This window comes from Stenotrophomonas sp. 01N47, assembly GCF_056399165.1.
The window spans coordinates 89532-101634 of the sequence record NZ_JBFTQU010000002.1 but is presented as its reverse complement, the minus strand read 5'-3'; the positions used below and the strand labels follow the sequence as shown (position 1 = coordinate 101634).

General features: G+C 66.5%; 14 protein-coding genes. 5 read left to right on the top strand and 9 right to left on the bottom strand.

Going from position 1 to position 12103, the window contains the following annotated elements; translation table 11 throughout:
* Nucleotides 1–14: 14 nt before the first annotated feature.
* Entirely contained in the window at nt 15–812 is a 798-nt protein-coding gene (gene minC, locus AC1DKR_RS04350; protein WP_428703374.1) for a septum site-determining protein MinC, read from the bottom strand.
* An 8-nt stretch (nt 813–820) separates the two neighbouring features.
* Nucleotides 821–1417, bottom strand: a complete 597-nt coding sequence (locus AC1DKR_RS04345) for a GNAT family N-acetyltransferase (RefSeq protein ID WP_100551840.1) — start codon at nt 1415–1417, stop codon at nt 821–823.
* Between the two features lie 150 nt (nt 1418–1567).
* On the opposite strand from AC1DKR_RS04345, the gene AC1DKR_RS04340 reads away from it, so the two are divergent.
* From AC1DKR_RS04340 to AC1DKR_RS04325, 4 genes are all read left to right on the top strand, one after another.
* The gene (locus tag AC1DKR_RS04340; protein ID WP_312110867.1) at nt 1568–2773 is read left to right on the top strand and encodes a sensor histidine kinase; all 1206 of its coding nucleotides are present in this window, start codon (nt 1568–1570) and stop codon (nt 2771–2773) included.
* Complete coding sequence (locus AC1DKR_RS04335) at nt 2773–3414, top strand: response regulator (protein ID WP_025873873.1); 642 nt, start codon at nt 2773–2775, stop codon at nt 3412–3414. The genes AC1DKR_RS04340 and AC1DKR_RS04335 overlap by 1 nt, the downstream gene beginning before the upstream one ends.
* A gap of 245 nt (nt 3415–3659) precedes the next feature.
* A complete protein-coding gene (locus tag AC1DKR_RS04330; RefSeq protein ID WP_312110863.1) occupies nt 3660–4733 on the top strand; it encodes a polyketide cyclase in 1074 nt (357 codons plus the stop codon).
* A 103-nt stretch (nt 4734–4836) separates the two neighbouring features.
* Nucleotides 4837–5208 carry a DUF423 domain-containing protein gene (locus AC1DKR_RS04325; RefSeq protein ID WP_313283622.1) on the top strand — a complete coding sequence of 124 codons (372 nt, stop codon included), beginning with the start codon at nt 4837–4839 and terminating at the stop codon, nt 5206–5208.
* Between the two features lie 265 nt (nt 5209–5473).
* Here AC1DKR_RS04325 and AC1DKR_RS04320 read toward each other — a convergent pair whose 3' ends face one another.
* The 6 genes from AC1DKR_RS04320 to AC1DKR_RS04295 are packed head-to-tail and all read right to left on the bottom strand — an operon-like array spanning nt 5474 to nt 9457.
* On the bottom strand, nt 5474–6283 hold the full coding sequence (locus AC1DKR_RS04320) for a M15 family metallopeptidase (protein ID WP_478031318.1): 810 nt from the start codon (nt 6281–6283) through the stop codon (nt 5474–5476).
* A 9-nt stretch (nt 6284–6292) separates the two neighbouring features.
* Nucleotides 6293–6886 (bottom strand): PH domain-containing protein, encoded by a 594-nt coding sequence (locus AC1DKR_RS04315; protein WP_478031315.1) that lies wholly within the window; start codon nt 6884–6886, stop codon nt 6293–6295.
* Nucleotides 6883–8172 carry an alpha/beta hydrolase gene (locus AC1DKR_RS04310; protein ID WP_478031313.1) on the bottom strand — a complete coding sequence of 430 codons (1290 nt, stop codon included), beginning with the start codon at nt 8170–8172 and terminating at the stop codon, nt 6883–6885. Before AC1DKR_RS04310 ends, AC1DKR_RS04315 begins: the two co-directional genes overlap by 4 nt.
* Before the next feature lie 2 nt (nt 8173–8174).
* Entirely contained in the window at nt 8175–8354 is a 180-nt protein-coding gene (locus AC1DKR_RS04305) for a DUF4177 domain-containing protein (protein WP_025873867.1), read from the bottom strand.
* On the bottom strand, nt 8351–8530 hold the full coding sequence (locus AC1DKR_RS04300; protein ID WP_478031310.1) for a type II toxin-antitoxin system antitoxin: 180 nt from the start codon (nt 8528–8530) through the stop codon (nt 8351–8353). Before AC1DKR_RS04300 ends, AC1DKR_RS04305 begins: the two co-directional genes overlap by 4 nt.
* Nucleotides 8531–8575: 45 nt before the next feature.
* Complete coding sequence (locus AC1DKR_RS04295; RefSeq protein ID WP_025873866.1) at nt 8576–9457, bottom strand: SPFH domain-containing protein; 882 nt, start codon at nt 9455–9457, stop codon at nt 8576–8578.
* 145 nt (nt 9458–9602) lie between these two features.
* On the opposite strand from AC1DKR_RS04295, the gene purT reads away from it, so the two are divergent.
* Nucleotides 9603–10790, top strand: a complete 1188-nt coding sequence (purT, locus tag AC1DKR_RS04290; RefSeq protein WP_033830620.1) for a formate-dependent phosphoribosylglycinamide formyltransferase — start codon at nt 9603–9605, stop codon at nt 10788–10790.
* 97 nt (nt 10791–10887) lie between these two features.
* Here the strand turns inward: purT and AC1DKR_RS04285 are convergent, their stop codons facing one another.
* Nucleotides 10888–12096 carry an endonuclease/exonuclease/phosphatase family protein gene (locus AC1DKR_RS04285; RefSeq protein WP_478031306.1) on the bottom strand — a complete coding sequence of 403 codons (1209 nt, stop codon included), beginning with the start codon at nt 12094–12096 and terminating at the stop codon, nt 10888–10890.
* Nucleotides 12097–12103 lie beyond the last annotated feature (7 nt).

Genomic DNA, 12103 nt, shown 5'->3' with positions numbered 1-12103 from the left:
TTTGAGGTGCTGCGTCAGTCCAGCGCAGCGATCTTGATCTGGTCCTGTTCCAGCCACACCTGCACGGCCTTGCCGCGCAGGGTTTCCGGGACATCGTCCAGCACCTTGTAGTGGCCTGCAATGGCGACCAGTTCCGCATGGAAATCACGGCAGAAAATGCGTGCCGCGGTGTTGCCCTGGGCCCCTGCCAGCGCACGGCCGCGCAGGGTTCCGTAGATATGGATGCTGCCATCGGCGATGACCTCGGCGCCGGCGCCGACGGTGGCCATCACGGTCAGGTCGCAGTTTTCCGCATACAGCTGCTGCCCCGAACGCACGTTGCCCAGCTGCATGCGGCCAGGCTGTGGCGCGGCGGCATCGGCAGCCTTGCCCATCGGCGTGGCCGGAGCCGGTGCCGGTGCGGCCTTCGCTTCGGCCCGCGCAGCACGCCGCGGTTCCGGTGCGGGTGCCGGTGGCGGGGCAGACTCTGCTTCGGCGCGCTCGTACTGGGCACGGAACTTGGCCAGCAGCGGCAGGCCGAGCTGCTGCGAGAGCAGGTCAACCGCACTGGTGCCATAGGCCAATGCAACCGGCAGTACGCCAGCACCGCGCAGGCCATCCACCAGGGCCTGCGCCGTTGCCACGTCGGGCACCTGGCTGAGGCCACCGAAGTCCAGGATCACCGCCGCACGGCCGAACAGCTTCGGCGCACGGCTCACCCGTTCCTGCATTTCCTGCACGAGGCGTTCAACATCAAGGGTGCGGATGCGCAGGTTGGCAATGCCCACCTGGCCGATCTTCAGTTCACCAGCCTGTTCGTAATCGAAATTCACCGCCACGCTCAGGTCCCCGTCGACCGCTGTGCCTGCGCCGGCAGCTGCCGGTCGCGCGCCCAGGCCACATCGGGCAGCTTGCCGCCATAGGTTTCGTTCACCCATGGGAAGCTGCACAGTTCCTTGGCCAGCATGCTGGCCCGCACGTCCACCTGCGGCATGGTGTTCTGGCCCAGCTCGCGGAAGCCGAAGCTGCCGTGGAAGAGCAGGGCGGCATCGGCGCCGTGGTCCAGGAAGACCTCACAGGTCATCTGCGGGTAGCGCAGCTCGGCGAAGCTCTGCGCGTCGGCATAGAACGCACGGCCGACGCCACCACCGCGACGGCGGCTGGCGACCACGATGCGGTCGATATAGAAGAAAGGGGTGTTCAGCTGTTGCTTGAACCAGGCGAAATTGCTGCTGTCGTGCTGGCTGTCGCTGCCGAAGCCGATCAAAAAACCGGCCAGGTTGCCGTCGCGCTCGGCGACGCGGAAATACTCAGCGGTTGCATAGAACAGGCGCAGGCGCTCGGCATCCAGGGGAAGGATGGCCAGGCCAGCATTGTTGTTCAAAGCCAGGACGGAATCGAGCTCGTGCTCGCGCACGTCGCGGATGACAATCGACATTGTGACTCCGTGGGGTAACGCGGTTGGTCCATTACAAGACCCTGCGCACGATTATTGCATGCCCGGGGTGGGCTGCGGCATGAACAGGGGGATATGCCCAAGCATGACTTTCGGCGCTTGGGAGCGGCCGCACACAGGCTACGATGGGTGATGCTGGCCCGACTCAACCACAATGCGATGCTGCGCTACTCCGGGTTGTTCACCTGGGGCACCGTCGGCCTTTGGCTTGCGATCTACCTGATCGACCCGGTGTCGCTGACGCTGGAGAGCCTGGATGGCGAGGCCGGCTACCGGATCATTCCCTGGGCCTCGGCCTACCTGGCCTTCGGCTTCGTGTACTGGGTGCTGACCCGCTCGCTGGGCGAAAGCCGGCCCGGCTTCTTCGACCATGCCGCGCTGATCCTGCTGACGGCCTGCGCGATCGGCGTGAGCTATTTCTCCGGCACCGCACTGGGCAGCATCCTGCTGATGGTGGTGGCCGGCCTGCTGCCCTGGCTGCTGGGCCCGCGCATCGGTGTGGTGTGGCTGGTGGCCAGCAACCTGGCCGTGCTGCCGGTCTACATCCAGCCACTGGGCTTCCCGCCGGTCATCGCCGTGCTGCAGGCCATCGGCTACATGGGTTTCTCCAGTTTCGTGTTCGTGATCGCGCTGGTGGCCCGCCGCCAGGCCGAGGCGCGCGAGGAGCAGCGCCGGCTGAATGCAGAGCTGCGCGCCACCCGCGCGCTGCTGGCCGAAAGCGCGCGGGTGAACGAGCGCACCCGCATTTCGCGCGAGCTGCATGATCTGCTGGGCCATCAGCTGACCGCGTTGACCCTGAACCTGGAAGTGGCCGGCCACCTGGCCGAAGGGCAGGCACTGGAGCACGTGAAGCGTTCGCATGCCCTGGCCAAGCTGCTGCTGGGCAACGTGCGCGAGGTGGTCAGCCAGCTGCGCGAGACTGGCGCCATCGACCTGGCCGCTGCCCTGCGCCCGCTGACCGAGCACGTGCCCTCGCTGGAGATCCAGCTGGAGATCGAGGAGCCGCTGAACGTGGAAGACCCGCAGCGGGCCCACGTGCTGCTGCGCTGTACCCAGGAGATCATCACCAACACGGTGCGCCATGCCGGCGCCCGCCACCTTTGGCTGCGGGTGTACCGTGAGGTCCCCGACCAGGTAGTTGTGGAGGCCCGCGACGACGGCGTCGGGGCGGAAACGGTCAATGTGGGCAATGGTTTGCGCGGCATGCGCGAACGCCTGCAACAATGTGGAGGCCAGCTGCAGGTGGAGACCCGCCCCGGCGAAGGCTTCCGGCTGCGGGCGACGGTACCGGCAACGGTGCTGGCGGCCCTTACCCAGGTTCCTGAAGGAGTGCGTTGATGATTCGCGTCTGCCTGGTCGACGACCAAACCCTGGTGCGGCAGGGGATCCGCTCGCTGCTGGCGCTCGACGACGGCATCGAAGTGGTGGCCGAGGCCGCCGATGGCCGCCAGGCGGTCGAGCTGATCCCGCAGATCCGCCCGGACGTGGTCCTGATGGACATGCGCATGCCGGTGATGTCCGGGCTGGAGGCGCTGCAGGTGCTGTCACGGCAGGAACAGCTGCCGCCGACCATCATCCTGACCACCTTCGACGATGACCAGCTGGTGCTGGCCGGGCTCAAGGCCGGGGCCAAGGGCTACCTGCTCAAGGACGTGACCCTGGCGCAGCTGGTCGGGGCGATCCGCACGGTGGCCGATGGCGGTTCACTGGTGCAGCCGGCGGTGACCCAGCGGCTGCTGTCCGGGCTGGAGCACATGCGCAACGATTTCGTCAGCCTGGACCGGCCCGACCCGCTGACCGACCGTGAGACCGAGATCCTGCGGCTGATGGCCAGCGGTTTCTCCAACAAGGAGATCGCCAATTCGCTGGGGGTCGCCGAGGGCACGATCAAGAACCATGTGTCCAACATCCTTTCCAAACTGGGCGTACGTGACCGTACGCGTGCAGTCCTGAAAGCGTTTGAACTCCAGTTGGTGTGAGGAAAATCCTTTAGCGACAAAGACTTGGCACGCAGCCTGGGCCCGGATTCAGGGTTGCCCCCCACTTGCCCCCTACATGCCGGGTACGCGGATGCGTTACCCTTCGAATTCTTTGTGCATACAAATGCGCAGCCGGCACGGAAACCGGTGCGCCAATCCCGATAACCAATGCCCGCGAAGCCTGCTAGGATTGGCGCTTCGCTTCAATCAACCCGGCCGTGGGATCGGCCCCGGAGACTCTCTGAATGACCCGTATTATCGAGTTCCTGATCGCCTTGGGGATCGTGGCTGGCCTGTTCGTCATCATTGGCGTCTGTCTGCCGGGCGAGCGTCACATCACCGAAAGCATCGAGACCAACCGCAAGATGACGATCGTGTACGACACGGTCAGCAGTCTGCGCCGCTTCAAGGACTGGAACCCGCTGGTACTGCGCGATCCCGCCGTTGAACTGAAGCTGTCCGGCCCGGTCTCCGGCGTCGGTGCCACTCTCGACTACACCTCCAAGGACCTGGGCACCGGTTCCTGGAAGGTGACCGAAGCCGAAGAGAACAAGCGTGTTGTTATCGCCATCGACGACGCCACCAAGGGTCACGATAAGGTCAGCACCTTCACCCTGGAGCCGACCGGCAAGGGCGGTCGCAACGTCAAGATCACCCAGGACTACTCGGTGAAGTATGGCTTTGACCTGTTCGGTCGCTACGCAGGCCTGTATGTCAGCCGCCAGATCGGCGATGACATCAAGATGGGCCTGTCGCGCATGGCGAACATGCTGGCCACCGTGCCGAATGTCGACTACCGCACTTCCGAAGCTCCGCTGACCGATCTGGGCATCGTCGATGTCCCGGCCGAGGACCTGCTGGTCGTCACCGCCGGCAACGTCGATCGTGGCCAGGAGTCCATCAGCAAGTCCATCAAGGACAACCAGGAGTGGATCAAGCGCGTGATCGAGGCCAATGGCCTGGAAGCCGCCGGTCCGCTGCGTATCATCACCACCGATTTCGGTGCTGAGAAGTACGCCTTCGACATCGCCCAGCCGGTGAAAAAGAAGGGTGCTGAAGGCGTGCCGGCCGAACAGCTGACCGTCAAGATCGACGGTGGCGCTCCGGTCAAGTACGTCCGCGTTGCTCCGCACCGTTCGGCGCATGCGGCCTACACCGGTCACATGGCAGGCCTGGACGTTGCCCGCAGCGCCCTGCGCGCCTGGGCCGTGACCTCGGGCAACGAAGTCATCGACCGTCCGTACGAAACCTGGAAGGACGGCGTGGACAAGTCGTTCACCCCGGAAGCGACGTACGACATCTACTGGGCCGTCAAGTAAGCCTCGGCTGACCCATGTAGTGCTGGACACGAAAACGCGCCGCTTCCTGCGGCGCGTTTTTTTCATCCCGAGCCCGGTGTCGGGCATTGCGCAAGGAGCTGTCATGTTCAATTCCGAACGACGCGCGCGTAAACCGTCGTTGCTAGCCTGCCTGGGGGCGCTGCTGGCAGCGGCCTCGATCGGTCTCTCGGCCTATGCCGCGCATGGCGTGTCCGATCCGCTGGCGCAGCAGCACCTGAACATGGCGGCGTTGTACGCCTTTGCCCACGGAGCGGTACTGGCCGCCCTCGGCCCCCGCGCGCAGGGTGCGATCGCGCATCTGTCGTTGTACGTGTTGCTGCTGGGCGTGCTGCTGTTCTCCGGCAGCCTGGTGGGCGGTGCGCTGTGGCAGTGGCCGACCCGGCTGGCGCCAGTAGGTGGCACCACGCTGATGGCCGGATGGGTACTGCTGGCGATCAACGCGCTGCGGCGCTAGCCGCAACGCCCAAGCACTGGTAGAGCCGGGCCACGCCCGGCGTCGAGCGCAGCGACCCGCGTCTGCCTTTGCTTTTTTGTTTGTTCAATTCCGTGGCGGACGCACCCGGAAACTGTCCGTGGCCGGGAGGGGGGGGGGCGGCGCAGGGGCGTAAGCGCCATGGATGGCGCGCCCGAGCTTACATGGACGTACTTGCAGCGGCCCCTGCGCCGCCCCCCCTCCCGGCCAGCCCGAGGACCGCAGTCGAGCAGCCGCCACGAGGGGCTCAGCCGTTGGCCGGTTTCCAGCACCAGTGCCACGGTTCGTAGACGATCCCATGCGGGTTGTCGCGCGGATAGCTCAGATGGAACCCGTGCGCCGCGGTATTGGCCTGCAGCCACGCAAACGCAGCCGTCGCCTCGAAGCTCTCCTCTGCCGGCGCATCACCCGGTGTGCCGATGTCCAGCGCGTGGCCACTGTGGTGTTCGCTGAAACCAGGGGCGGCATTGACCTTCAGGATCTGCGGCACGCTCTGCCCGCGCGCCAGCTTGCGTTCGAAAATGCCGAGCTGATACGCATGGCTGCGGAAGCCGGAGATCGCGTCCAGTGCAATGCCATCCCGGGCGGCATGCAGGCGCATCCGTCGCCAGCCCTGCGCGGCACCGCGGCGCAGCCACAACGGGCGGGCAAAGCGATCACGTCCGGCCAAGTGCAGCACGCACGGCTCGGCTTCCAGTGCCAGCCCGCTGTCGTGCGCATAGCGCTGTGCATCCAGGCCCAGCTGCTGCAGGCGCTGTTGCAGGCCAACCAGCGGCAGCCACTGGTCTTCCAGTGCAGCGCCGAACGGTCGTGACCGTGCGCCATCCAGCAGGGCCAGCGCGTCCTCCACGCCGGGCTCGCGTGGCAGGCGCGGCACCAGCGAGTGCACACCGTGCGCCAGTACTGCCGCCAGGTAGCGGCCATCGCGCTTGCGCCGCAGTACCCATTGCGCGCGGGCCAGCAGGCGGGCGTCGAGATTGCTGCGCGCGCGCAGCAGCGGCGCAGGCCACAGTTCGACGGTCTCGGTATTGATCAACAGCGGAGTGCTACGGTGCATCGATCCAGCTTACTGCCGTGGCGCCGTGGCGGCCACCTTGCGCAGCGCTTCCAGCAAGGCCTGCGGGCGCTCCATGCTGAGCAGCAGGGTGCTGCCGCCGCGCACCGGAATCACCAGCGTGCGTGCGCGGTCGGTGACCAGGGCAAAGCCCTTGCCGCCGCGCTGCAGGCGGAAGTGCCCGGAGTAGAAGCCGGGCATGCTGTAGCCGTTGGTCTTGAAGCGGATGCCGTAGCGACGATCACGGCCCAGGTCGACCACCTCGGCCTGGTCCAGCAGCAGGTCGGCCACCGGCGTGCGGCGACGGTACAACGTCGAACGCACGTCCAGCACGTTGCCTGCCAGCTCCACCCGGCGACGGAAGAACGCCCAGCCCAGGCCGATGCCCATCAGCACGATCACCGCCAGGCTCCATGCCGCGCTGCCGCCCATCAGGAAGAACGGCGGCGACAGGGTGACCTCCATCCAGGGAGCCTCGCTGCGATTGTCGTGCAGCTGTGCCCACATGCTCACGCCCAGTACCGCCAGCAGTGGCAGCAGCACCCACAGCACCCGCAGCGAAGAACTTTCGGCAACCTCGAACGGGCGTGCATCACTGCCGCTCATCGCTGCGCCTCCACCCAACGCGCCACGTCATCGATCAGCTGCCCATCGACGTGGCCCGGCTGTGCGTATTCCTTCAATGAACTGGGGCCGCTGCCGGCGATGCCGATGTGGTTGAGGGCAGGGTAGGCCTTCCATTGCACGTCCCGGCGATCGGCCAGGGCTTTTTTCCACAATGCCCAATCCGTTTCCGGTACCTGGAAGTCGCGGCCCCCGTGCAGCATCAGCAGTGGTTTCTTCAGCGCAACCGCGTCGCCGCGTGCGTTCACCGCTTCGATGCTTTTCCAGAACGTCTGCGGCACGCCCAGTGGCAGTTCGCTGGTCGGCACAGTGGTGTCGCTGCGGGCTGCGGCAATCTGTGCTGCCAGCTTGTCCAGGAACGTCTGTTCCGGGGCGCTGATCGAGCCGTCCAGCGACAACAGGTAGCGGTTCTGCTCCGGCAGCAGTTCAAGCAATGTGCGCGCCGGCGCGGCCCACAGGATCGCGCCGCGAGCCTGTGGCCAGCGGCTGGCGATGCGCGGGGCGAGCATGCCGCCCTGGCTGTGGCCGAGCACGAAGATCCGCTTGCCGTCGATGCGTGGGTCCGCCGCCAACGCGCTCAACGCTGCGACGGCGTCGTCGGTGGTCTCGTCATCAACGTTGAAGGTGTCGCTCTGGAAGTCCTGGGGACGGGCATGGGTGCGCTTGTCGTAGCGCAGCACGGCGATGCCCTGTGCGGCCAGGCCGCGGGCGATGTCCAGGAACGGGCGGTTGCCACCGATGGTTTCGTCGCGATCCTGTGGGCCGGAGCCGTGCACCAGCACTACGGCCGGAAACGGTCCTTTGCCCTTGGGCAGGGACAGTGTGCCGGGCAGCGCACCGCGTGCCTGTGGCACGCTGAAATCGGCTTCGCTGTAGTTCGCGTCGGCCGGCGGTGGCGCTGCCTTGGCGGCCGGGGCCGGGCGCAGCAGCAGGCCCGCTACTTTGTCCTGCCCGTTCACCGCAACCTGCGCGATCACCGCGCCACTGGCGAACTGCAACGGTACTTCCACCAGGTGCAGGCCCTGCTGCTCACTGCTGTGCGCCGGGCCGCGCTGCTTCAGTTCACCCAGCGACTGCCACAGGCCCTGCAGCTTGTCGGCAGGCACGGCCGCGGCCATCTGCGGTGTCAGCATGGCTTCGGCATCGGCGGTGCGCCCTGCCTGCAGGTGATCGAGCAGGCGTGCTGCGACCTGCTGCGGTTCACCAGCGGATGCACTGGCGGACAACAGGGCAAGGGAAACAGCAAGCAACGAGCGGCGTGCGCTCATGGTCACAGCTCCTTCTTGAAGACCAGCAGGGCCGGGCGCATTGGCGCCGGGACGATGATGTTGACCAGTTCCCAGCCGAGCTGGCCCTGGCGGCTGAGTTCGGCCTGAATGTCGTCAGCTTTCTGCAGGCCCATCATGGATGTCTTGACCTCGACGGTCAGGTAGCTCCAGCGCTTGCTCATTTCTTGTCCTCCGGCGATGGCTTGGGTTTCGGCAGGCGGCCTGCCTTGCGCAGTGCGTCGCGCAGCACGTATTCGATCTGTGCGTTGAGGCTGCGCAGTTCATCGTCCGCCCAGCGCTGTGCGGCCGCCAGGACCTCGGCGTTGATGCGCAGCGGATAGGCTTTTTTCTCGCTCATGCAGACTCCTGGCGGGGCGGTGGGGCGCCCCGTTGCGAGGGTGGCTCAGTACAGCGAGCCGGTGTTGACGACCGGCTGCGTGCCGCGGTCCGAGCACAGCACCGTCAACAGGTTGCTGACCATGTGCGCCTTGCGCTCCTCGTCCAGCTGCACCACGCCGTTCTTCTGCAGCTCGGCCAGCGCCATCTCGACCATGCCGACCGCACCGGCGACGATGCGCGTGCGTGCGGCGATGACCGCATTGGCCTGCTGCCGCTGCAGCATCGCCTGGGCGATTTCAGCGGCGTAGGCGAGGTGGCTGATGCGCGCATCGATCACCTGCACGCCGGCATCGGCCAGGCGCTCGGCCAGTTCGTTCTTCAGGTGCTGGGAGATCTCGCTGGCATGGCTGCGCAGCGCCAGCTGACCGTCCTCGTGCTGGTCATAGGGGTAGCTGGTGGCCATCGCGCGCAGCGCCGATTCGGACTGGATGTGCACGAAGCTCTCGTAGTCGTCCACGTTGTAGACCGCTTCGGAGGCATCGACCACCTGCCAGACGATCACCGCAGCGATCTCGATCGGGCTGCCGTCCAGCTCGTTGACCTTCAGCTTGCCGCTCTCGAAATTGCGCACGCGCTGGCTCACGCGGCGCTTGCTGAAGAAGGGATTGTTCCAGCGCAGGCCGTTGTCCTTGACGGTGCCGACGTACTTGCCGAACAGGCTGACCACCGCCGCCTGGTTGGGCTGCACGGTGTACAGGCCGGCCAGCGCGACCAGCGCCAGCGCAGCGATCAGCAGGCCGGCCAGGATCAGCAGCACGTTGGGCGAGCCGGTGCTGGCCTTCGCCGCGACCCCGGCCACGAACAGGGCGCCGCCGGCGAGGGCTACGACCAGGGACCCGGCGAGCGCGCCCAGGCCGTTGAGGGAGGACAGCGACTTCTCTTTCATGGCGGTACGTCCTTGAGGGTTCGAATTGAAGATATCAAAGTGATATCACATTCTGGCTACCGTTCGTCGGCTGGGCGTGCCCAGGCACTGCGGCTGGACCGGCTAGAATGCCCACCCGCCTTCACATCGCTGCTGGAACCCCGCCATGGCCAAGCTTGGAACCCCGTTGTCCCCCTCCGCCACCCGCGTGCTGCTGCTGGGCTCGGGCGAACTTGGCAAGGAGGTGGCCATCGAGCTGCAGCGGTTGGGTGTGGAAGTGATCGCTGCCGACCGTTACGCCGATGCCCCGGCCATGCAGGTGGCACACCGCTCGCACGTGATCGACATGCTGGATGCAATGGCCCTGCGCCAGTTGATCGCCCAGGAGCAGCCGCACCTGGTGGTGCCCGAGATCGAGGCGATCCACACCGAGACCCTGGTGCAGCTGGAACAGGAGCAGGGCCTGCGGGTGATCCCGACCGCGCGTGCTGCGCGCCTGACCATGGACCGTGAGGGCATCCGACGCCTGGCCGCCGAGACGCTGGGCCTGCCGACCTCGCCGTACCGCTTTGTCGACACCGAGGCCGAGTACCGCGCCGCCGTAGCGGCAATCGGCCTGCCGTGCGTGGTCAAGCCGGTGATGTCGTCCTCGGGCAAGGGCCAGAGCACGCTGCGCAGCGAGGCGGACATCGCCCCCGCATGGGAATACGCACAGACCGGTGGCCGCGCCGGTGCCGGCCGCTGCATCGTCGAAGGTTTCATCGACTTCGATTACGAGATCACCCTGCTGACCGTACGCCACGCCGCCGGCACTTCGTTCTGCGCGCCGATCGGCCACCTGCAGAAGGAGGGCGACTATCGCGAAAGCTGGCAGCCGCAGCCGATGTCGGACAAGGCGTTGGCGCGTGCCGAGGAGATCTCGCGCGCGATCACCGATGACCTCGGGGGCTGGGGCCTGTTCGGTGTCGAGCTGTTCGTGAAGGGCGACGAGGTCTGGTTCAGCGAAGTATCGCCGCGTCCGCATGACACCGGTCTGGTGACGCTGGTGTCGCAGGAGCTGAGCGAGTTCGCGCTGCATGCCCGGGCCATCCTCGGCCTGCCGATCCCGGTGATCCGCCAGAGCGGCCCATCGGCCTCGTGCGCGCTGCTGGCGCATGGTGAGGGCGTGCCGTACTTCAACAACGTGGCCGCCGCGCTGCAGGTGCCGGACACCGCGGTGCGCCTGTTCGGCAAGCCGAGCGTGCATGGCCATCGCCGCGTGGGCGTGACCCTGGCGCGTGCGGAATCCATCGACGAAGCGCGTGCGATTGCGCGTGATGCCGCCGAAGCGATCGGCGTCGAGCTGCGCTCGTAAAAAAGGAGCGACGACCAACGGTCGTCGCCTACCGAATTTTTGTGGGTGCAGATTTCCGGTGGGTACCGACCGTTGGTCGGTACCCCATCAACACCGGTTACGGCTTCACATCCACCCACACCAGGTGGTGGTCGCTACCGTCGGCAATCTTCGCTTCGGCACTCTCATTGGCCGGCCAGAACACGCCGCTGCCGAGGTACTCGAAACCGACCGAGGGCAGCACGTAGTCCAGGCGCATGGTGCCCGACTTCGGGCCGAAATCGCCGGTGGCATGGAACGGCGCACCCTTGCGGGCAATGCCCTTGGCCGCATAGGCCAGGCTGGTCTGCTCGGCGCCGATGCTGCGTGGGGTGGGGTAGCGCAGCACGCGGGCGTTCTCGATCAGTTCGACGATCGCCTCGTGGCGGCCATCGCCATCGACCGGATCGTTGTTGAGGTCGCCAAGGATGACAAAACGCGCATCCTGGGCCAGGCCACCGCACTGGCCCTTGTCGTCGCACAGCCACGGCTTGTCACCCTGGGACAGGTATTCCTGCCACAGGCGCAGTTCGTCATGGTTGCGCGCGGCGTTGCGCTTTTCCGGGCCATCGAACACCGGCGGCGTCGGGTGCGAGACCAGCGCGTGGACCACGCCGGCCGGGGTCTTCACCGGTACATCCCAGTGCGACTTCGACGACAGCCGCAGCTGCGACCAGACGGTGTCGTTGTAGAAGCTCTTGCCGGTGCGCGGATCGACCGGGCGGATAGCGCCGGGCATCGCACTCCACTTCAGCAGCTGGAAGCTGCGCACCTTGGCTTCGTCGATCGGGTAACGCGACAGCACCAGCATGCCGTACTGGCCCGGGTGCAGCCCGTAGCCCCAGGCGTCGTTGCCGCGGCCACGGCCTTCACCGCCGACCACGCCGTTGTTGTCCAGGTCCAGGCCACTGGGCACGCCGGTGTTCACCGACGCCAGGTAGCGGTAGGCGAAGTGCAGCGGCTTGCCGCCACCGGGCTGGGCCACTTCCAGGTAGCGCTTCTGGAACAGGTCGGCGGCACGATGGGCGTCATCGAAGTCGAACTCGTTCAGCAGCACCAGGTCAGGGCGCGCCTGCTGCAGTACCGCGGCGATCTTGCGCGCGTGTTCGCTGTCGCCTTCCAGCTCGGCGATCAGGCCGCCGGCTTCGTCCGAATACAGCGAGGTGTTGTAGGTGGCCAAGCGCAGCGCTGCAGACGGTTTTTCGGTCATCGCGGGGGACGTGGCGAAGGCGGGAGCGGCGGCGCCACAGAGCAGGGCCAGGCCGAGGATCAGGGGTTTGGCGTTCATGGGCCAT

What these genes read in the sequence shown, in the direction of transcription:
- AC1DKR_RS04320 (WP_478031318.1), bottom strand. Translation starts at nt 6,283, where the DNA reads ATGCACCGTAGCACTCCGCTGTTGATCAATACCGAGACCGTCGAACTG.
- AC1DKR_RS04345 (WP_100551840.1), bottom strand. Translation starts at nt 1,417, where the DNA reads ATGTCGATTGTCATCCGCGACGTGCGCGAGCACGAGCTCGATTCCGTC.
- AC1DKR_RS04285 (WP_478031306.1), bottom strand. Translation starts at nt 12,096, where the DNA reads ATGAACGCCAAACCCCTGATCCTCGGCCTGGCCCTGCTCTGTGGCGCC.
- AC1DKR_RS04305 (WP_025873867.1), bottom strand. Translation starts at nt 8,354, where the DNA reads ATGAGCAAGCGCTGGAGCTACCTGACCGTCGAGGTCAAGACATCCATG.
- AC1DKR_RS04310 (WP_478031313.1), bottom strand. Translation starts at nt 8,172, where the DNA reads ATGAGCGCACGCCGCTCGTTGCTTGCTGTTTCCCTTGCCCTGTTGTCC.
- purT (WP_033830620.1), top strand. Translation starts at nt 9,603, where the DNA reads ATGGCCAAGCTTGGAACCCCGTTGTCCCCCTCCGCCACCCGCGTGCTG.
- AC1DKR_RS04295 (WP_025873866.1), bottom strand. Translation starts at nt 9,457, where the DNA reads ATGAAAGAGAAGTCGCTGTCCTCCCTCAACGGCCTGGGCGCGCTCGCC.
- AC1DKR_RS04340 (WP_312110867.1), top strand. Translation starts at nt 1,568, where the DNA reads ATGCTGGCCCGACTCAACCACAATGCGATGCTGCGCTACTCCGGGTTG.
- AC1DKR_RS04330 (WP_312110863.1), top strand. Translation starts at nt 3,660, where the DNA reads ATGACCCGTATTATCGAGTTCCTGATCGCCTTGGGGATCGTGGCTGGC.
- AC1DKR_RS04300 (WP_478031310.1), bottom strand. Translation starts at nt 8,530, where the DNA reads ATGAGCGAGAAAAAAGCCTATCCGCTGCGCATCAACGCCGAGGTCCTG.
- AC1DKR_RS04325 (WP_313283622.1), top strand. Translation starts at nt 4,837, where the DNA reads ATGTTCAATTCCGAACGACGCGCGCGTAAACCGTCGTTGCTAGCCTGC.
- AC1DKR_RS04315 (WP_478031315.1), bottom strand. Translation starts at nt 6,886, where the DNA reads ATGAGCGGCAGTGATGCACGCCCGTTCGAGGTTGCCGAAAGTTCTTCG.
- AC1DKR_RS04335 (WP_025873873.1), top strand. Translation starts at nt 2,773, where the DNA reads ATGATTCGCGTCTGCCTGGTCGACGACCAAACCCTGGTGCGGCAGGGG.